The sequence below is a fragment of the Nocardia sp. NPDC050378 genome, from assembly GCF_040655675.1.
GTDB lineage: Bacteria > Actinomycetota > Actinomycetes > Mycobacteriales > Mycobacteriaceae > Nocardia > Nocardia coubleae.
Genome location: NZ_JBFAKI010000003.1, coordinates 237,890 through 258,649, shown reverse-complemented (window position 1 = coordinate 258,649; position 20,760 = coordinate 237,890). Strand labels below are relative to the sequence as shown.

The window sequence follows — 20,760 nt, the reverse complement described above, 5'->3', positions numbered from 1 at the left end:
ACGCACCTCGTACCTATCCATCCATCCCAGCCACCGCACGCCGCTGCTGCGACCGGCCGGCGTTGCCGATCATCTCACTCAACGCGACGATCGTCGCACCGGCACCTTCCCCTGGTTCGGCGACAGCGACCGCCGATTCGGTGAACACATGGCTCACCTCGTCGGCGCCGTCGTCACCGGAACCCAGAACGACTGCCGCACCGGCGATTCCGGCCGCGACCAGTTCCAGCACCCCGGCTACCGAATCCGGCCTGCCCGCCGTGCGGGTCCGTGACTCGAAATTCAGACCCGTACGCTGCCCGATCCGCTCGGCCGCACCGGCCAGTTCGTCGTAGTTCAGCACCCGGCCACCACCGACGAAGGCCACGTCGTCGCCGCGCAGGGCGCGGGTGCGATGGGCGTAGCCGATGGGGCGTGGTGACTCGGCGGCCAGTTCGGCGCGCAGGGCCGGGTCGGCCAGGTCGTACCAGTCGAGACCGTCGGGCGGATCGAGGATGTCGAGGCTCAGCCCGAGCTTCACCTCCAGCCCGTCGGGTAGCGGCGCGTCGATGGTGAGCAGCGGCACCACCGCCGCCCCCGCCTTGAGCACCGCCCACACGGCGATGGCGGCCTCGGCACCCCGGTCGAGCCGGATCGCGACACCGTTGCCCGGGCCCGCACCACGCGCGATCAGCGACCGCGCCAACTGTGAGGAGCGAGCGTCGAACTGGTGGTAGCTGAGTTCGGCGTCGCCCAGGTCGAGGGCGGGCGCGTCGGGGTCCTCTTCCACGGCGGCGGCCAGTTCCTGGGCCAGCGCGGCGCCGTTGGCCGACGGGGCGGGCGCGTAGGCCGCGGCGGTGAGTTCGCGTTCCTTCTCCCTGGCATCGCGCAGGTCGATATCGCCAACTCGGACCGCGGGGTCGGCGGCGACGGCCGCGACGATCTCGGCGAAGCCACGCGCCAGCGCGGCGACGGTGTGTTCCTCGAAAAGGTCTGTCGCATAGGTGAACACCACACCCACCTCGTCGGGTTCACCGGTGGCGGTGTGCGTGGGCCCCACGTTCACCTGCAGATCGAACTTGGCCGAACGCGCGGCGGAGTCCACGGCCTCGATGGTGAGTCCAGGCAGCCGCAGGATCGGTGTCTCGTTGTTGTGGAACGACAGCACCACCTGGAACAGCGGGTTGTGCGAGACGGCGCCGGTTGGCGCCACCTCCTCCACGATCCGCTCGAACGGCAGGTCGGCGTGGGCGAACGCGGTGAGGTCGACTTCGCGGACGGTGTCGACGAATTCGGCGAAACCGCGCTGCGGCGTGACCTCGGTGCGCAGGGTCAGCGTGTTGACGAACATGCCGACCAGGTCGTCGAGCTCCGGTTCCCCCCGCCCGGCGATGGGCGTGCCGATGGCGATATCGGTGTCGCCGCTCACCCGGGCGAGCAGCACCGCCAGCGCGGCGTGCACGACCATGAACAGCGACGCGTTGTGCTCGCGGGCGATCTCGGTGAGCCCGGCGTGCACGTCGGCGGGCAGGGTGGTTCGCACATCGGCACCGCGCAGTGAAGCCTGCGGTGGACGCGGGTGGTCGTGCGGCAGTTCGATGGTGCCGGTGCGACCGGCCAGGGTGGTCCGCCAGAACGCGAGCTGGCGTGCGGCGGTGGAAGTCTCGTCGTGCTCGTCGCCGAGCACCGCGCGCTGCCACAGCGCGTAGTCGGCGTACTGCACCGGCAGCGGCGCCCAGCTCGGTGAACGCCCCTCCACGCGGGCACGGTAGGCGATCACCAGATCGCGGGCCAGCGGGGCGAGGGAGGCACCGTCGGCGATGATGTGCTGCACCACCACCGCGAGGACATGCTCCTCCTCGGCCAGCGGGTCGGTGTCGGGCACGGTGAACAGGCACGCCCGCAACGGAACTCGCTCGGTGACATCGAAACCACCGGCCAGCAGCCGCATCACCCGTTCGGCCGGGTCGTCGCAGGTCTCGATCGGCAGCCCGCCCGGCAGCACCGCGCTCACCGGCAGGATCTCCTGGTACGGCAGCTCGCCCGGCGCGTCGGCCGGGAAGCGGGTGCGCAGCGCCTCGTGCCGTTCGAGCACATCGGCCACGGCGTAGCGCAGTGCCGAGGTGTCGAGCGCACCGCGCAGGCGAAGCACGAGCGGGATGTTGTAGGCCGGGGAATCCGGGTCGATGCGGTTGAGCAACCACATGCGCTGCTGGGCGGGCGAGAGCGGGATGACGCCCCGATCCTGGGCGGGAACCAGCGGCGGGCGCGGGTTGGTGACCGCGCCGGGGCGCACCCGCGCGGACAGGGCGGCCACGGTCGGCGCCTCGAACAGGTCGCGCACCACCAGGTCGGCGGCCAAGGCGGCGTCGATACGGGCGATGGCGCGGGTCGCCAGCAGCGAGTTGCCGCCGCGATCGAAGAAGTTGTCGTCCAGGCCGACCTCGGGCACCCCGAGCAGGGTGGCGAACACCTCGGCCACGCTCTGTTCGATCGGGGTGGTCGGCGCGCGGAACGTCGCCGCCGAGGCGAACTCGGGGGCGGGCAGCGCGGCCCGGTCGAGCTTGCCGTTCGCGGTCAGCGGCAGTCCGGCCACCACCATCACGGCGTCGGGAACCATGTACCCGGTGAGGAATTCGGCGACCCTGGCGCGGACGGCCACCGGGTCGAGGTCTGCCCCCGCCACCGGGACCACGTACGCGATCAGCCGGTCGCCCGCGTGTTCGTCGGCACGCACGACCACCGCCGCCTGCCCGACACCGGCGACCCCGAGCAGCGCCGACTCGATCTCGCCCGGCTCGATCCGGAAGCCGCGCAACTGCACCTGCTGGTCGCCGCGGCCGCCGTATTCGAGGGTCGGGGTGCCACGGAAGCTGACCCAGCGGCCGAGGTCGCCGGAACGGTAGCGCCGCGATCCGGGCGGACCGTACGGGTCGGCGACGAAACGGGTCGCGGTCAGTCCCGGCTTGCCGAGATAGCCGCGCGTCACCTGGTTGCCCGCGATGTAGAGCTCACCGGCCACGCCGAAGGGCACCGGACGCAACCGGTCGTCGAGCACCGCGACCGAAAGACCGGGCAGGGCACGGCCGATCACGCTGCCCGCGGTCGCCGACGGCTGCGGTGACAAGGCCAGGTGCGACACGTGCACCGTGGTCTCGGTGATCCCGTACATGTTCACCAGTTCCGGTGCGGCCGGGCTGTTTCCGTAGCGGTCGTACCAGCGGAGGAGTTTGCGCGGGTCGAGCGCCTCGCCACCGAAGATCACGTAGCGCAGCGCGAGCGGGGCGGCGCCCGCGGCCTGGGCGGCGCGGTCGGCCTCGTCGAGCTGGGCGAAGGCGGTCGGTGTCTGGCTCAGCACCGTCACCTGTTCGCGGGCGAGCAGGGCGCGGAACTCGATCGGCGAGCGCGAGGTGACGTGGTCGACGACCACCACCGACGCGCCACCGGCCAGCGCGCACCACAGCTCCCACACCGAGAAGTCGAAGGCGAAGGAATGGAACACCGTCCACACGTCGTCGACGTCGAAGCTGAACAACACCTGGGTATTGGCGAACAACTCGAGCACATTGCGGTGGCTCACCGCCACACCCTTGGGCAGACCGGTGGACCCGGAGGTGTAGATGACGTAGGCCAGATGGTCCGGACGCAGCGGAGCGTGACGTTCGGACGAGTGCAGCGGCGTGTCGGAGTGCAGGGCGCGCTCGTCGAGCAGCACCACCGGCATTGTCGAGGCCCAGCCGTGTCCGGCCTCGCGCAGGATGTCGTATTGCGACGCCGACGCGAGCAGCACAGCGGGTTTCGCGTCGTCGACCACGTACTCGAGGCGTTGTGCCGGGTACCCGGAGTCGATCGGCAGATAGCCCGCACCCGACAGCATGACCGCGAGCAGCGCGACCGGCAACTCCTCGGTGCGTGGCACCGCAACGGCGACAAGGGTTTCCGGACCGGCGCCGCGGGCGATGAGCGCGCGGGCCAGCGCCGAGGCCTGACCGAACAGGTCGGCGAAGCTCAGCGACCGCTCCCCCGCCCGCACGGCGACGGCGTCGGGTCGCTGCCGCGCCTGGGCGGCGAGGAGGTCGACCAGGGTCACCTCGGGAACGGGCACGCCGGGCGAATTGCCTTCGCGGAGCACGAGTTCGCGCTCACCGGGAGCGAGGACGTCGATGTCGCCGACGGGCAGGGTCGGATCGGCGACCACGGTGGCGAGTACCCGCGCCCAGCGATCGGCGAAATCGCTGACGGTGCCGCGATCGAACAGGTCGGTGGCGTACCCGAACGACACGGCCATGCCCTGCGGCGCGCCGTCGTCACCGATGTGTTCGGCGACCTCCACCTGCAGATCGAACTTGGCGATCGGCACCGTGAAATCACCGTCGCTGACGGTGAGCCCGGGCAATTCCAGATCGGTGCGGGCCAGGTTCTGGAAGGTGAGCATCACCTGGAACAGCGGGTGCCGCGACGTCGAACGGACCGGCTCGAGCAGTTCGACGAGACGCTCGAACGGCACATCGGCGTGGCCGAAAGCGGCCAGGTCGCGGGCGCGGACGTCGATGAGCAGCTGCCGGAACGACGCCGCCGGGTCGATCTCCGTGCGCAGCACGAGGGTATTGACGAACATGCCGATGAGCTCGTCGAGCGCCTGCTCGCCGCGCCCGGCGACCGGGGTGCCGATGGCGATGTCGCGGGTGCCCGACAGGCGCGCGAGCAGCAACGCCAGCGCGGTGTGCACCACCATGAACACGGTGGCGTTGTGTTCGCGCGCGAGGTTCTGCAGACCCGCGTGCACCGAGGCCGGGACATGGATGTGGTGCAGGTCGCCCTCGTGGCTCGCGACGGCGGGGCGCGGCCGGTCGGCGGGGAGTTCCAGCTGTTCGGGCAGGCCGGCGAGGGTGTCACGCCAGAACGCCATCTGGGTGGCGAGCAGCGAGTGCGGGTCGTCCTCGCTGCCGAGCAGTTCGCGCTGCCACAGCGTGTAGTCGGCGTACTGCACCGGCAGCGGCGGCCACTGCGGTGCGCCGCCGCCGCGTCGCTCGGCGTAGGCGGTGAGCAGGTCCCTGGTGAGCGGGGCGAAGGAGAACCCGTCGGCGGCGATGTGGTGGATCACGCACGCCACGACGTGTTCGGATTCGTCGAGTTCGAAGATGCGGATCCGCACGGGCGGTGCGGCGGTGACGTCGAAGCCGGTGAGCACGGTGTCGGCGACGGCGTCGGCGAGCTCGGCCTCCTCGATCGCGACGACCTCGAAATCCGGGGTGGCCAGCGGATCGCCGGGCGCGAGGATGAGCTGGTGTCCGTGGCCTTCCAGCACCGGCCCGTCGACACCCTCGATGGCCGGGTACACCGTGCGCAGCACCTCGTGCCGGGTGGCGAGGTCGCCGATCGCGGCTTGCAGGGCAGGCAGATCCAGGCGCCCGTTCAGGCGGATGACGAGCGGGATGTTGTCGACGGCCGAGGACGGGTCGAACCGGTTGAGGAACCACATCCGCTGCTGGGCGTAGGACAGCGGGATCTGTGCGGGTCGCGACCGGGCGACGAGCGCCAGCGCGCCCGCCGAGGTCCGCTGCTGTTCGGCGCGCTGGGCCAGCGCGGCGACGGTCGGCGCCTCGAAGACGGCCTGCACGGGCACTCGCACGTCGAGTGCGGCACCGATGCGGGCGACGGCCTGGGCGGCCAGCAGCGAGTCGCCGCCGAGTTCGAAGAAGTCGTCGTCGGCGCCGACCCGGCCCGCGCCGTCGCGCAAGAGCAGCGCGGCGAACACATCGGCGACGGCCTGCTCGGCGGGTGTGGCGGGCGCGCGGAAACCGCGAGCGGTGAACACCGGGGTCGGCAGGGCGGCACGGTCGAGTTTGCCGACCGAGTTCAGCGGCAGCTTGTCCAGGACCATGATGACGGCCGGAATCATGTACGCGGGCAGTGATTCGGCGAGGAATTCGGCCAGCTCGCCGGTGTCGACCGTGCGTCCGAGGCGCGGCAGCACGTACGACACGAGACCGGTTGCCCCCGACGGCATGGACTTGCCGAGGGTGACGGCGTAGTCGAGGTCGGGATGGGCGGTGAGGGCGTTGTCGATCTCGCCGAGCTCGATGCGGAACCCACGCACCTTCACCTGGAAGTCGGTGCGGCCCAGATACTCCAGGGTGGCACCGGGTTCCACGCGACGCACCAGGTCGCCGGTGCGATAGAGCCTGCCCGGCCCGAACGGCGAGGCGATGAACCGCTGCGCGGTGAGCCCGGGCTTGCCGAGATACCCCTGCGCCAGTGCCGGACCCGACAGGTAGAGCTCGCCCACCACGCCCGCGGGCACGGGCCGCAGCCGCGCGTCGAGCACGAACAGGCCCATGCCGGGCACGGCGGTGCCGAGGGTGATCGGCTCGTGCGGGTGCAGAGCGGCGGTGCTGGTGGCGAGGATGGTCGCTTCGGTCGGCCCGTACCCGTTGTGGAAGTTGCGGCCGTCGACCGCCCAGCGGCCGACCAGTTCCGGTCCGAACCGGTCGCCCGCCACGACGACGGTGCGCAGGTCGGGCAGCCCGGCCGGGTCGACCGACTCCAGGGCGCCGGGCGTGATGAGCAGATGGGTCACGCGCTCGCGGCGCAGCAGATCCGACAATTCGAAACCGCCGAACACGCGCGGTGGCGAGATCACCAGCGTGGCACCGGTGGCGAAGGTGAGCAGCAGCTCGAGCACCGAGACGTCGAAGTTCGGCGAGCACACGTGCAGCACTCGCGAATCCGGGCCCACCCCGAAGTTCTCGCGTTCGGCCGCGACCAGCGAGGCGAGACCCGCGTGGGTCACCACCACGCCCTTGGGTCTGCCGGTGGAACCGGAGGTGTAGATGACGTAGGCCGGGTGGGCCGGGTCGATCTGGCGCACCCGGTCGGCGTAGCTCACCGCGTGCGCGGGGTGGGCCGCGATGCGCTCGGCGACGACGGGGTCGTCCAGTTCGATCCAGTACAGGCTGGTCCCGAGGCTCGCCCGGTGGGCGGCCGTGGTGAGGCCGAGGGTGGCGCCGGAATCGACAGCGATGTGCGCGATCCGGTCGCTGGGGTAGGCCGGGTCGACGGGCACGTAGGCGGCGCCGGTCTTGGCGACCGCCCACACGGCGAGCACCGATTCGATGGAGCGGGAGATGCCGACGGCGACCACGTCGCCCGCGCCGACACCACGGCCGATCAGTTCACGGGCCAGCCGCGAGGAGCGTTCGTCGAGCTCACGGTAGGTGAGCACCTGCTCGGCGCCGGGCATGCCGGTCGGGTTGTAGCGCAGCGCGACGGACTCGGCTGCGGACTCGACAGCAGCCGTGAGCAACTGGCCGAACAGCGCTCGGCCGCCGGTTCGACGACGTTCACGGCCAGCGCGGCGGGGGCTTTCCACAGACCAATACACCTCTCGCGTCCGACGAGGCCGAACGGGACACAGCATAGATCTCTACATTGCACCGCCGACCGTCGCCGAGGTGTGCGCCATGACACACCGACTCTCTGGCAACAGAATCGTAATCTGCCGCCCGCCCGTTACGTGGTGCTATGCACAGACCCGCTGATGACCTGGTCCAGAACCGGTCCGATGACGGCCGGTGCCGGGTCGGCGAGCATGAGCTGATGTGTGGTGGCGACGGGGTGATCGACGATGATCCCGCTGATGTGGTGCCGCCACCGCGAAGCGCCGCCGCGGTCCTTGCCGCCGGTGTTCATGGCGGTGAAATAGGTGAGCGATCCGTCGAACCGATCCGGGACGAGTTCGGTCACCAGCGCGACCGAACGCAGCGCGCCCCGGTACATCGCCACGAAATCGTCCCGCGAGATCGGCAGGTCGGCCGCGAGCGTGGTATGCAGAGCGGCCACGGCGTCGTCACCGAGGTCGGCCAGGTCCTCGGCCGAGGGGAGCTTGTCGTCGGGGATGCCCAGATCGAGCAGTGCGTGACGCAGTTCGGCGCGGAAGTCGGTGAGGTCGGCGCCGGGCACACTGTCGAGCATGGTCAGCGAGGCCACCGGCCGGCCCGCCGCCTGCAGTCGGGTGGCGACGGCGTGGGCGAGCACACCGCCGAGCGACCAGCCGAGCAGCCGGTACGGGCCGTGCGGTTGGACGGCGCGGATTTCGGCCACGTACCGGTCGATCAGTTCGTCGGCCGTGCCGGGCCGGAAGCCGGGTTCGCTGAGGGCGGGCGACTGGATGCCGATCACCGGCCGGTCGGCGGGCAGGTACGGGACCAGCGACGAATACGCCCAGGCCAAGCCGGATACCGGATGCAGGCAGAACAGGGGTTCCGCGCTCGCCGGGCCGCCGGCCCGCGGGCCGCCGCGGGCGGCGTCGTTCAGTGGCAGGACGACCGACAGCGCGGCCGCCAGATCCTGCTGTCCCGAACCGCCGAGACGTTCGGCGAGGCCGCCCACGGTGGGGTCGGCGAAGAACGCGGCGACGGTGAGCGCGGTTCCGGTGCGTTCGTGCAGGCGGTGTACCACGCGGGTGGCGAGCAGGGAGTTGCCGCCGAGGGCGAAGAAGTCGTCGTCGAGGCCGGGGTCGCCGACACCGAGCACCTCGGTGAAGACCTCGGCGACCGCGATCTCCTCGCCGCTTTCCGGCGCCCGGTACCGGCGCGGTTCGATGACCGGTGCGGGCAGGGCGGCACGGTCGAGCTTGCCGTTGGCATTGAGCGGCAGCCGATCGAGGACGACGAACGCCGACGGCACCATGTACGACGGAAGCACCTGCGCCACCGCGTTTCTGGCGACGGTCGCGGTGAGTTCGGCGCCGGGGGCGGGCACCACATAGGCCACCAGCCGGTCACCGAGCCGCGCGTCGGTGGTGGCGAGCACCGCCGCCTGGGCCACCTGCGGCGCCGCGAGCAGGGCCGATTCGATGTCGCCGAGTTCGATGCGGAAGCCGCGGATCTTCACCTGGAAGTCGGTGCGGCCTCGGTAGTCGAGTTCGCCGTACACGCCGGCGGCGAGCGCGGAGGAGGTAGCGGAGCGTGACCCCTTCCAGGCCACCAGGTCGCCGGTGCGGTACATGCGGGCGCCCGGTTCGAAGGGGTTGGCGACGAAGCGGTCGGCGGTGAGGTCGGGGCGGGCGAAGTAACCTCGGGCGAGCTGGTCGCCTGCCAGGTACAGCTCGCCTGCCACGCCCGGGGGCACCGGCCGCAGGCGAGCGTCCAGCACGTAGACGCGGCTGTTCCATTCGGGCGCGCCGATCGGCACCATCGTGCGGTCGGCGGCGGTGACGCGGTGGTCGGTGATCGACACCGCCGCCTCGGTCGGCCCGTACAGGTTGTGCAGGGCGGCGTCGGTGGCGGCGAGGAACCGCTGAGCCGTGTCGGCCGGGAGGGCTTCACCGATGGCGAGCACGCGGCGCAGCGAAACCGGCAGCGCGCCCGCGCATGCGGTGAGCAGGGCGTCGAGCATGGACGGGACCACGTGCAGCGTGCTCACCTGCTGATCGGTGAGCACCCGCAGCAGGTAGGCCGGGTCGCGGTGTCCGTCCGGTGCGGCGATCACCAGTTTGGCGCCGCTCACGGCGGTGGTCCAGAACTCCCAGACGGAGAGGTCGAAGGTGGCGGCGGTCTTCAGCAGCACGGAGTCGTCGCCGGTGAGGCCGAAGTGTTCGGTCTTCCAGAGCAATTGGTTGACGATGGCGCCGTGCGGCACCGCGACACCCTTGGGTTTGCCGGTGGACCCGGAGGTGAAGATGACGTAGGCCGTGTTCTCCGGCCGCAGCCGGCCCCGCCGCTCACGTGCCTCGATCGGACCAGTCGGATACCCGGCGAGGTCGAGTGTGTCGATCGCGACGGCATCGCCGAAACCATCACGCGCGGTGGTCAATACGCACACCGGCGCGGCGGTGTCGAGGACGTGGCGCACCCGGTCGGCGGGCTGATCGGGATCGAGCGGAACATAGGCCGCTCCCGCCTGAGCTACCGCGTACATGGCGACGACGAGATCCACGGACCGGCGGATGGCGAGCGCCACCCGGTCCTCCACTCCCACACCCTGCGCGATCAGATGCCGCGCGAGCTGATTCACTCTCGCCGCGAACTCGCGGTAGGTCAGCTCGGCTCCCTCGGGAGCGACCAGCGCCACCCGATCGGGATGTGCGGCGACCGTCTCGTCGAACAGCGCGGGCAGTGTGGTCGACGGGCAGACGTGCCGGGTGTCGTTCCAGTCGTGCAGGATTCGTATGCGCTCGTCCTCGGACAGGAGCTCGATCTCGCCCACGCGGCGCTGGGGGTCGGCGGCGATTCCCGCGAGTACCCGCGCGAACCGGTCGGCGTAGGTCCGCGCGGTCTCGGGCTCGAAAAGATCTGTGGCGTAGGTGAGTACACCGTTGATGCCCTGGGCCGCGCCTTCGCTGTCGTAGGCGTCGGCGACGATGGCGTGCAGGTCGAACTGCGAGACCGCGAGGTCGACATCCACGCCTTCGACGGCGGTCTCCCCCAGCTCGAGCCCGCTGCGGGTGAGGTTCTGGAAGGACAGGCCCACCTGGAACAGCGGGTGCCGCGCGGTGGAGCGAGCCGGATTGATCGCCTCGACGAGGCGTTCGAACGGCAGGTCGGCGTGGGCGAACACCTGCAGGTCCGTTTCCCGCTGCCGGGCGAGCAGATCGGTGAACGGTTCGCCTGCGTTCAGGGTGGTGCGGAAGACGAGGGTGTTGACGAACATGCCGATGAGGTCGTCGAGCGCGGCCTCACCACGTCCGGCGATGGGGGTTCCGATGGCCAGGTCATCGGTACCGGCCAGCCTGCCGAGAGTCACCGCGAGCGCGGCGTGCACAACCATGAACAGGGTGGCCCCCTGCGCACGGGCCAGGGCGAGCAGCGCCCGGTGGGTGTCGGCGTCGATCTCGATCGGCACCCGGCCACCGGCCAGCGACTGGACGGCCGGGCGCGGGTGGTCGGCGGGCAGGTCGAGCTGGTCGGGCAGCCCGGCCAGGGCCGTGCGCCAGTAGTCGAGCTGGGCCGAGGCCAGCGAATCCGGGTCGTCTTCGCTGCCGAGCAGCTCGCGCTGCCACAGCGCGTAGTCGGCGTACTGCACGGGCAGGGGCGCCCAGTCCGGCGCGGTACCGGCCGAACGCGCGCCGTAGGCCAGCATCAGATCCCGGCTGAGCGGGGCGAGCGAACTGCCGTCCCCGGCGATGTGATGCACGACGACCGCGAGCACCGATTCCTCGGGGCCGAGCTGGAACAGCGCGACCCGCAGCGGCACCTGACTGCGCACATCGAAACCGTGGGAGCCGAGTTCCCTCATGGCCGTCGGCAATTCGGCGGCCGTCAGGGTACGCACCTCGAGCCGGGGTGTCGCCTCCGACGGGTCGAGGATCCGCTGCACCGGCCCGTCGTCGGTCTCGGGGTAGACGGTGCGCAGGGTTTCGTGCCTGGCCACCAGGTCGGCGACGGCCGCGTCGAGCGCGGCCACATCGATGGCGCCGGTGAGCCGTACCGCCATCGGGATGTTGTAGGCCACCGACTGCGGATCGAACTGGTTGAGGAACCACATCCGCTGCTGGGCCAGCGACAGCGGGATCCGGTCGGGGCGCTCGCGGGCCACCAGCGCCGGACGCGCACCGGCACCGGCGGCTTCGGCGAGCCGACGGGCCAGGGCCTCCACCGTCGGCGCCTCGAACAGCAGCCGCACCGGGAATTCGGTGTCCAAAGCGGCGCCGAGCCGGGCCGCGACCTGGGTGGCCAGCAGCGAGTTGCCGCCGAGGGCGAAGAAGTCGTCGTCGAGGCCGAGTTGGGTGTCGGCGTCGAGCACCTGGGCGAAGGTGCCCGCCACGATCTGCTCGACCGCGGTGACCGGCGGGCGGAATTCGGCATGCTCGAGCACCGGCGCGGGCAGCGCCCGGCGGTCCAGCTTGCCCACGGGAGTGAGCGGGATGGTGTCGAGTTCCATCAGCACCGTCGGCACCATGTGCGCGGGCAGGCTGCGTTCGGCGAACGCGGTGAGTTCGGCGGTGTCGACGACGGCGCCCGGTGCGGCGTGCACATAGGACACGAGAATCGTCGCGCCGCTGTCGAGTTCGTGTCCGACGGTGGCGGCGAAGTCGAGGCTCTCGTGCGCGGAGAGCACGGCGTCGATCTCGCCGAGCTCGATCCGGAAACCACGGATCTTCACCTGGAAGTCGTTGCGCCCCACGTACTCCAGGGCACCGTCGTTGGTCCAGCGGACCAGGTCGCCCGTGCGGTAGAGCCGGGAACCGGCGGGCTCGAACGGGTTCGGCACGAAACGCGACGCGGTGAGCCCCGGCCGTGCGTGGTAACCGCGGGTGAGCTGGGCGCCGGTGATGTACAGCTCGCCGGTGACACCGGGCGGCACCGGGCCGAGCCGGTCGTCGAGCACGTATTCGGCCACACCGGCCAGCGGTCCACCGATGGTGAGCGGATCACCGGGTTTCAGCGGCACACTGATATTGGTGACGATGGTGGTCTCGGTCGGCCCGTACACATTGTGGAACTGCCGCAGACTGCCGTCGGCCAGCGGAATCGCCCAGCGCCGCAGCAGATCCGGCGGACATGCCTCGCCGCCCACCGCGACCACCCGGAAGTCGTCGAGACCGGCCGGGTCGATCGAGGCGAGCGCGGCCGGAGTGATGAAGGCGTGACTCACCCGCTCCCGGCGCAGCAGCGCGGCCAGTTCGTCACCGCCGAACACACTCGGATCGACGATCACCATGGTCGCGCCCGCACCGACCGCGAGCAGCAGTTCGAGAATGGACGCGTCGAACGACGGTGACGCGAAATGCAGTGTCCGCGAGTGCGCTTCGACCCCGTAGTGCTTGCGCTGTTCGGCGCTGAACCCGGCGAGCCCGGCCTGCGACACCGCCACGCCCTTGGGCAGACCCGTCGAGCCCGAGGTGTAGATGACGTAGGCGAGGTCCTCGGCGCGAATCTGGCGCACCCGGTCGGCATTGGTGATCGGCACACCGGAGAACTCGTCGAGCCGCGCCACCGTCGCCGCGTCGTCGATGGCCAGCCACTGGACCTGGGCGGGCAGCCGTTCGGCCGCGCTCGCGACGGTCAGCCCGAACACCGCTCCGGAATCGGTGACCATGTGCGCCACCCGGTCCGGCGGGTAGTTCGGGTCGACGGGCACGAAACCGGCACCGGTCTTGGCCACCGCCCACACCGCGAGCACCGACTCGATCGAGCGCGGAATCCCCAGCGCCACCAGGTCGCCCGCGCCGATCCCGCGCGCGATGAGCAGGCGCGCGATGCGGCTGGACCGCTCGTCGAGCTCGGCGTAGGTGAGGCTACCGAGGGTGCGGGTGGCATCGGCGAGCACCACGGCGACACCGTCGGGAGCGGTCTCCACGGCGGTGGCCAGCAGCTGCGGCAGCGCGGTCACCCGGGCGCGGCGTGTGCGCACCGGGCGAGTGCGTACCGGTCGTGTCATCGCGAATCCACCTCATCCGTCACCGAAACTCTTGCGCCGGTCATGGTTTCAGACCGCGGCGGCGCTCAGCTCGGCGAGTACCAGGACCACCTCGGCCCGGCCCGCGTCGCCGGGTGCCGCGTCGTCGGCGATCACCGCGCGCAGATCCTCGAGTTCGCCCGTGTCGACCGCGTCGAGACCGGCCCGGTCACCGAACAGGTGACTCACCCATTCCTCGGCGAGCGCCGCCGACGGATCGCCGGTGACCAGCACCATCGACGCACCGGCCACACCGGCCGCGACCGGTTCGACGACGGCCGCGAAGGTGTCGGTCGCGGTGGCGAAGGTCCGTGATTCGAAGGTGAGCTCGGCCTCGGTGCGCACCCGCGAGCCCGCCGTGGCGAGGTCGTCGTAGCTGCGCACACCCTCGGCGCCGACGAAGGCCGGGTCGCTGCCGCGCAGGGCGCGGGTGCGGTCGGCGTAGGTCACCGGGCGGGCCGACTGCGTGGACAGTTCGGTGCGCACGGCGGGATCGTCGAGCACCACCCAGTCGAGCTCGGACGAGGGTGCCGTGCCGGTAGTGATGCCGATCTTGGCCGTCGGCTCGGCCGCCGTCTCCCGCGAGAACGGCACGATCGCCGCGCCCGCCTTGAGCACCGCCCACACCGCGACGGCCCAGTCGGTGCCACGCGGAAGGTCAAGCGCCACACCGGAACCTGGTCCGAAGCCACGCGCGATCAGCAGGCGTGCCAGGCGCGAGGAGCGGGCGTCGAGCTGTTCGAATCCGAGCTGCTCGTCGCCCCAGACCAGCGCGGGGCCGTCCGGGTCGTCCTCGGCGGCGGCGGTGAACGCCTGGGTGAGGGTCGTTCCACCGGTCGCCGTGGTCGGCGTGGGTGCCTGGGCGGCGCCTGCGAGCAAGCGGGCGCGTTCGCTCTCGTCGAGGATGTCGATGTCGCCCACGCGGACCTGCGGGTCGGCGGCCACCGCCGTGAGGATGCGAGCGAAGCGCGTGCCGATGGATCGAACAGTCGCCTCGTCGAACAGATCGGTGGCGTAGTTGAACAGGGCGACCAGTTCACCGGGCGCGCCTTCGTCGGTGTAGCGCGGCTCCACGTCGACCTGCAGGTCGAACTTGGCCGACACCCCGGTGTCGAGCGCGGCGACGGTGAGGCCGGGCAGTTCGAGTGCGGCGGTCTCGTTGTTGCTGAAGGTCAGCGCCACCTGGAACAGCGGGTTGTGGGCGCTGCCCTTGCCCGGCGCCACCACCTCGACGACCCGCTCGAACGGCAGATCGGCATTGGCGAACGCGCCGAGATCGGTCTCGCGAGCCAGATCGACGGCCTCGTCGAACGAGCCCGCCGGGTCGAGGGCGGTGCGCAGCGTGAGCGTGTTGACGAACATGCCGACCAGCTCGTCGAGCGCCCGCTCACCACGACCGGCGACGGCGGTGCCGATCGCGATGTCGGTGCTGCCCGACAGCCGCGCGAGCAGCACGGCCAGCGCCGCGTGCACAACCATGAACAGCGACGACTTGTGCTCACGCGCAAGATGATTCAGTTGCTCGTGCACCTCGGCGGGCAACCGCAGCTCGGTGGTCGCGCCGCGCAGGCTCGGCACGGAGGGGCGCGGGCGGTCCTGCGGCAGCTCCAGCAGCGGCGGCATCCCGGCCAGCCGGCTGCGCCAGTAGTCGAGCTGGGCGGCGGCCACCGAACCAGGCTGGTCGTCGGCGCCGACCACTTCACGCTGCCAGAGCGCGAAGTCCGCGTACTGCACCGGCAGCGGGGTCCACGCCGGGCTCTGCCCACCCGTACGGGCGACGTAGGCGGTAATCAGGTCGCGCGCCAGCGGGGCGAGCGAGGCGCCGTCGGCGGAGATGTGGTGCACCACGAACACCAGTAGCGAGTCCGACGATCCGTCGGTGAGCAGCCGCGTCCGCACGGGCACCTCACGGGTGACGTCGAAACCGGCGCCGGCGAGTTCGGCGACCCGGGCGAGCACGTCGTCGGTGGTCTCCACCACGAGGCCGTCGGGCAGCACGTCGGCGACCGCGACGATCTCCTGGTACGGCGCGCCCTGATCCACCGACGGGAAACGGGTGCGCAGCGACTCGTGCCTGCCGAGCACATCGGCGATGGCGGCGTCGAGCGCGGCCACATCGAGGTCCCCGGTGAGGCGGAGCGCGAAGGGCAGGTTGTAGGCGCCCGAGGCGGGGTCGACCTGGTTGAGCACCCACATGCGCTGCTGCGCCAGCGACAGCGGAATCCGTTGCGGGCGCGCGGCCGGGACGAGGGCGGGTCGTGCGCCGGAACCGCTCGCGCTGATCCGGGCGGCCAGCGCGGTCACCGTCGGCGCCTCGAACAGGTCGCGGATGCTGATGTCGGCGTCGAGCGCCTCGTTGATCCTCGCGATCGCCCGGGTGGCCAGCAGCGAGTTGCCGCCGAGCGCGAAGTAGTCGTCGTCGGCGCCGACCCGGGCCATGCCGAGCAGTTCGGCGTAGACGCCCGCCACGATCTCCTCGGTGGGCGTGGCCGGTGCCCGGAACTCACCCGCGGTGAAGGTTGGGGCGGGCAGCGCCTTGCGATCGAGCTTGCCGCTGGGGTTGAGCGGCAGTTCGTCGAGCGCGACCAGCGCGGCCGGAACCATGTAGGACGGCAGGGTCTCACCGATGGCGGCCAGCAGTGGTGCCGCTTCGATCGTGGCGCCGGGCTTGGGCACCACGTAGGCCACGAGCTGTTCTCCCGCAGGCGAATCCGCGACGATCGCCACGGCCTGACTCACCACCGACTGCGCGAGCAGCGCGGTCTCGATCTCGCCGAGCTCGATGCGCTGACCACGGAACTTCACCTGGAAGTCGGTGCGGCCCAGGTATTCCAGCGTCCCACGGCCGTCGGGCAGGGTGCGCCAGACGACGAGGTCGCCGGTGCGGTACATGCGCGCACCAGCCGCGGTGCCGTCGGCGGACCCGGACGCGGCGATACCGTCGGAAACCGTCGCGAAGGGGTTGGCGACGAAGCGGTCGGCGGTGAGGTCGGGCCTGGCGACATAGCCGCGCGCGAGCTGGTCACCGGCCAGGTACAGCTCGCCGACCACCCCGGCGGGCACCGGGCGCAGACGCGAATCCAGCACGTACACCTGGGTGTTCCACTCCGGCACACCGATCGGCACCGAGCCACGGCCCGGTTCGTCGGCGGGCCAGTAGGTCACCGAGACGGCGGCCTCGGTCGGCCCGTACAGGTTGTGCACACGCGCGTCCGACACCGCGCCCATGGCGGCGACGGTCTCGGGTGGCAGAGCCTCACCGATCGCGAAGACGTCACGCAGGGTGGGGATCGCGCCCGGCGCGGTGTGCGCGGCGAACACGGTGAGCATCGACGGCACGAAGTCGGTCGTCGTGACACGTTGCGCGGCGATGGTTTCGGCGATGTAGGCGGGGTCGCGGTGCCCGTCGTGGGTGGCGACGACCAGCTTCGCGCCGGTACGCAGCGGCATGAAGTAGCCCCACAGCGACACGTCGAAGGTGGTCGCGGTCTTCTGCAGATACACGTCGCCGGGGCCGAGCGGGTATTCGGCGAGCATCCAGGCGATCTGGTTTTCGATCGCCGCGTGCGACACCGCGACACCCTTGGGCCTGCCGGTGGAACCGGAGGTGAAGATGACGTAGGCGGGGTGCTGCGGCAGGACCGGGCTCGCCAGCTCGGACGCGGTCAGCGGTTCGGCCGAGAAGTCCTGCAGCGCAACGGTGTCGATCGAGATCACCGGCGTTCCGGCGGGTACCTCAATCGCGTCGGCGGTGGTGGTGAGCACGCACACCGGCTGCGCGGTGTCGAGGATGTGGGCGATGCGCTCGGCGGGGTGGTCCGGGTCGAGCGGCACGTACGCGCCACCGGCCGTGACGATGGCGTACATACCGACCACCAGCTCGAGCGAACGCCGAACGGCCAGCGCCACATACGATTCCGGGCCGACACCGTCGGCGACGAGTTTGCGCGCCAAGCGGTTCACCCGCTCGTCGAACTCCCGGTAGGTCAGCTCGGTGCCCTCGAAGGCGAGTGCGACCGCATCGGGGTGCTCGGCTACCGCACGGCGGTAACCGTCGAGCAGCAGCGCGGGCGTCAGCTCATGACGGGTGTCGTTCCAGCCCAGCAGGATTCGATCCAGCTCGGCCTGTTCCATCAGCTCGTGCCCACCGAGCGGGGCCGCCGGGTCGGCGACGATGGCGGTGAGCAACCGGACGAACCGGGCGGCGATACCCTCCACGGTCGCCGCGTCGAACAGGTCGGTCGCATAGGTCAGGCCCACCGCGATACCGTGCGGCACGCCGTGGCGGTCGGTGTCCTCGACCATCTCGAACTGCAGGTCGAACTTGGCGAACGGGATGCTCAGGTCCACCCCGCTGACGGTCATCCCCGGCAGCTCGAGCGCGGTGCGCGCCATGTTCTGGAAGGCGAGCAGCACCTGGAACAGCGGGTGCCGCGCGGTGGAACGGGCCGGGTCGAGCAGCTCGACCAGCCGCTCGAACGGCACGTCGGCGTGGCCGAACGCGGCCACATCGGTGGCGCGCGCCTGGGCGAGCAGTTCCTCGAAGCCCATCGCCGGATCCACCTCGGTGCGCAGCACGAGGGTGTTGACGAACATGCCGATGAGGTCGTCGAGGGCGGCATCACCACGGCCCGCCACCGGCGTGCCGATCGCGATATCGGTACTGCCCGACAGCCGCGCGAGCAGCGCCGACAGCCCCGCGTGCACCACCATGAACAGCGTCGAGTTGTGGGTGTGCGCGAGCTTGTCCAGCCCGGCGTGCACGTCGGCGGGGATGCGGAAGTCGAAGGTGGCGCCGCGGTAGGTGGCCACCGAGGGGCGCGGCCGGTCGGCCGGGAGCGCGAGCTGGTCGGGCAGGCCGGCGAGCTGGGTGCGCCAGTAGCCGATCTGCTGCGCCAGCACCGATTCCGGGTCGTCCTCGGTGCCGAGCACGGCGCGCTGCCACAGCGTGAAGTCGGCGTATTGCACACGCAGCGGCGGCAATTCGGGTTCGGACCCCGCGCTGCGCCGCACATAGGCGGTCATCAGGTCACGGGTGAGCGGGCCCATCGACACACCGTCGCCCGCGATGTGGTGGACCACGCAGATCAGCACATGCTCCTGCGCGGTGAGCCGGAGCAGCCGCAGCCGGATCGGCGGCGCGAGCGACACATCGAAGCCGACACCGACGGTCTCGGCGACGAGCGCCGGGACCTGCTCCTCGGTGACCTGCTCGCAGGCCATCTCCGGCACCGCGCGCGGATCGGACACCGGCAGGATCAGCTGCTGACCGGCGCCGTCGACCTGCGGGTACATGGTGCGCAGCACCTCGTGCCTGGTCACCAGGTCGCGTACCGCCGCGCGCAGAGCGTCGACGTCGAGCGCGCCCGACAGCCGCACCGCGATGGGCATGTTGTTCACGGCACTGACCGGATCGAACCGGTTCAGGAACCACATCCGCTGCTGCGCGAACGACAGCGGAATGATCTCGGGCCGCTCCTGGGGCACCAGTTCCTGGCCGGAGCCGGTGCCGATGTGGCGTTCCACCCGTTCGGCCAGCGCCGACACGGTGCTCACCTCGAACAGCACCTGCACCGGCACCCTGGTGTCGAGCGCGGCGCCGATGCGGGTGGCCGCCTGGGCGGCGAGCAGCGAGTTGCCGCCGAGTTCGAAGAAGTCGTCGTCGGCGCCGACCCGGATGTCCTCGTCGCCACCGGTGGTGAGCAGGGCGGCGAAGACGTCGGCGACGATCTCCTCGACCGGAGTGGACGGTGCGCGGAACTCGCGCGCGGCGAACACCGGTTCCGGCAGCGCGTTGCGGTCGAGCTTGCCCACCGGGGTGAGCGGGATCCGGTCGAGCACCATGATGGCGGCCGGAATCATGTAGCCGGGCAACGACTCCGAGAGGAACGCGTCGACGGCGGGGATGTCGAGGGTGGCGCCCGCGCGCGGCAGCACATACGACACCAGCGCGGTGACGCCGGAGGGCAGGGTCTTGCCGAGAGTGGCCGCGAAGTCGATGTCGGGATGCGCGGTGAGGGCGTTGTCGATCTCGCCGAGCTCGATGCGGAAGCCGCGGATCTTCACCTGGAAGTCCGAGCGGCCCATGTATTCGATGACACCGTCACCGGATTCGCTGCGGCGCACCAGGTCGCCGGTGCGGTACAGCCGGGCATTGGCGTCGCCCGCCTGCGCGCCGAACGGGCTCGCGACGAAACGCTCCGCGGTCAGTGCGGGCCGGTTCAGATAACCCTGCGCCAGCGCGGGGCCGGACAGGTACAGCTCGCCGATCACCCCGGCAGGCACCGGCCGCAGCCGCGAATCGAGCACGAACGCGCCGATTCCGGCGATGGCGGAACCGATCGTCACCGGGGCGGCGGGATCCATCGGCGAGGTGCTGGTGGCGAGGATGGTCGCCTCGGTCGGGCCGTAACCGTTGTAGAAGCGGCGATCGCCGACGGCCCAGCGGCCGACCAGTTCCGGGCCGAACTTGTCACCCGCGACCACGACGACCTGCAGATCGTCGAGATCGGCCGCCTCCACCGATTCCAGCGCACCGGGCGTGATGAGCATGTGTGACACCCGCTCGCGACGCAGCAGGTCGGCCAGTTCGTAACCGCCGAACACCTGCGGCGGCGCGATCACCAGGGTGGCGCCCGCCGAGAACGCCAGCAGCAGCTCGAGCACCGACACGTCGAAGTTCGGCGAGCACACGTGCAGCACGCGCGCGTCGGCGGTGACGCCGTAGTGCTCGCGTTCGGCGGCGACCAGCGGGGCGAGGCCGGTGTGGGTCACCACGACGCCCTTGGGCTTGCCGGTGGAGCCGGAGGTGTAGATCAGGTACGCCGGATGACGCTCGTCGAGCGTGCGGACGCGGTCGGCGTAGGACACCGGGTGCGCGGGGTGGGCGGCGATCCGCTCGGCGGTCGCGGTGTCGTCGAGCTCGAGCCACGGCAGCGTGGTGCCGAGGACCGCGCGGTGCGCGGTGGTGGTGAGGCCGAGGACCGCGCCGGAGTCGGACAGGATGTGGGCGATGCGGTCGGCGGGGTAGTTCGGGTCGACCGGCACGTAGGCGGCGCCGGTCTTGGCGATGGCCCACACCGCGAGCACCGATTCGATGCTGCGGGCTATGCCGATGGCGACCACATCGCCGGGGCCGATGCCGCGCCCGATCAGTTCCCGCGCCAGCTGGGCCGACCGCTGGTCGAACTCCGAATAGGTGAGCTCGCGCTGATCGGCGGGCTCGCCCGTGGGATTGAACCGGACTGCCACCCGATCGGCCGACGACTCGACAGCGGCGGTCAGCAACTGCCCGAAAGTCGGACTGCTCGACCGGCGACGGCGGTTACCGCGGGCAGAACGACGGGCAGTTTCCATGCGGGATCATTCACCTCTCATCGA

3 protein-coding genes are annotated in these 20,760 nt (G+C 71.1%); all 3 read right to left on the bottom strand.

Annotation, left to right across the window (positions count from 1 at the left end; translation table 11 throughout):
- Positions 1-13: 13 nt before the first annotated feature.
- The 3 genes from AB0I35_RS08890 to AB0I35_RS08880 all read right to left on the bottom strand — a co-directional run bounded on the left by AB0I35_RS08890 (position 14) and on the right by AB0I35_RS08880 (position 20,736).
- Positions 14-7,351 carry an amino acid adenylation domain-containing protein gene (locus tag AB0I35_RS08890; RefSeq protein ID WP_357395236.1) on the bottom strand — a complete coding sequence of 2,446 codons (7,338 nt, stop codon included), beginning with the start codon at positions 7,349-7,351 and terminating at the stop codon, positions 14-16.
- A gap of 140 nt (positions 7,352-7,491) precedes the next feature.
- Positions 7,492-13,362 (bottom strand): amino acid adenylation domain-containing protein, encoded by a 5,871-nt coding sequence (locus AB0I35_RS08885; protein ID WP_357395235.1) that lies wholly within the window; start codon positions 13,360-13,362, stop codon positions 7,492-7,494.
- Positions 13,363-13,410: 48 nt separating this feature from the next.
- Entirely contained in the window at positions 13,411-20,736 is a 7,326-nt protein-coding gene (locus AB0I35_RS08880; RefSeq protein ID WP_357395233.1) for an amino acid adenylation domain-containing protein, read from the bottom strand.
- Positions 20,737-20,760: the final 24 nt, after the last annotated feature.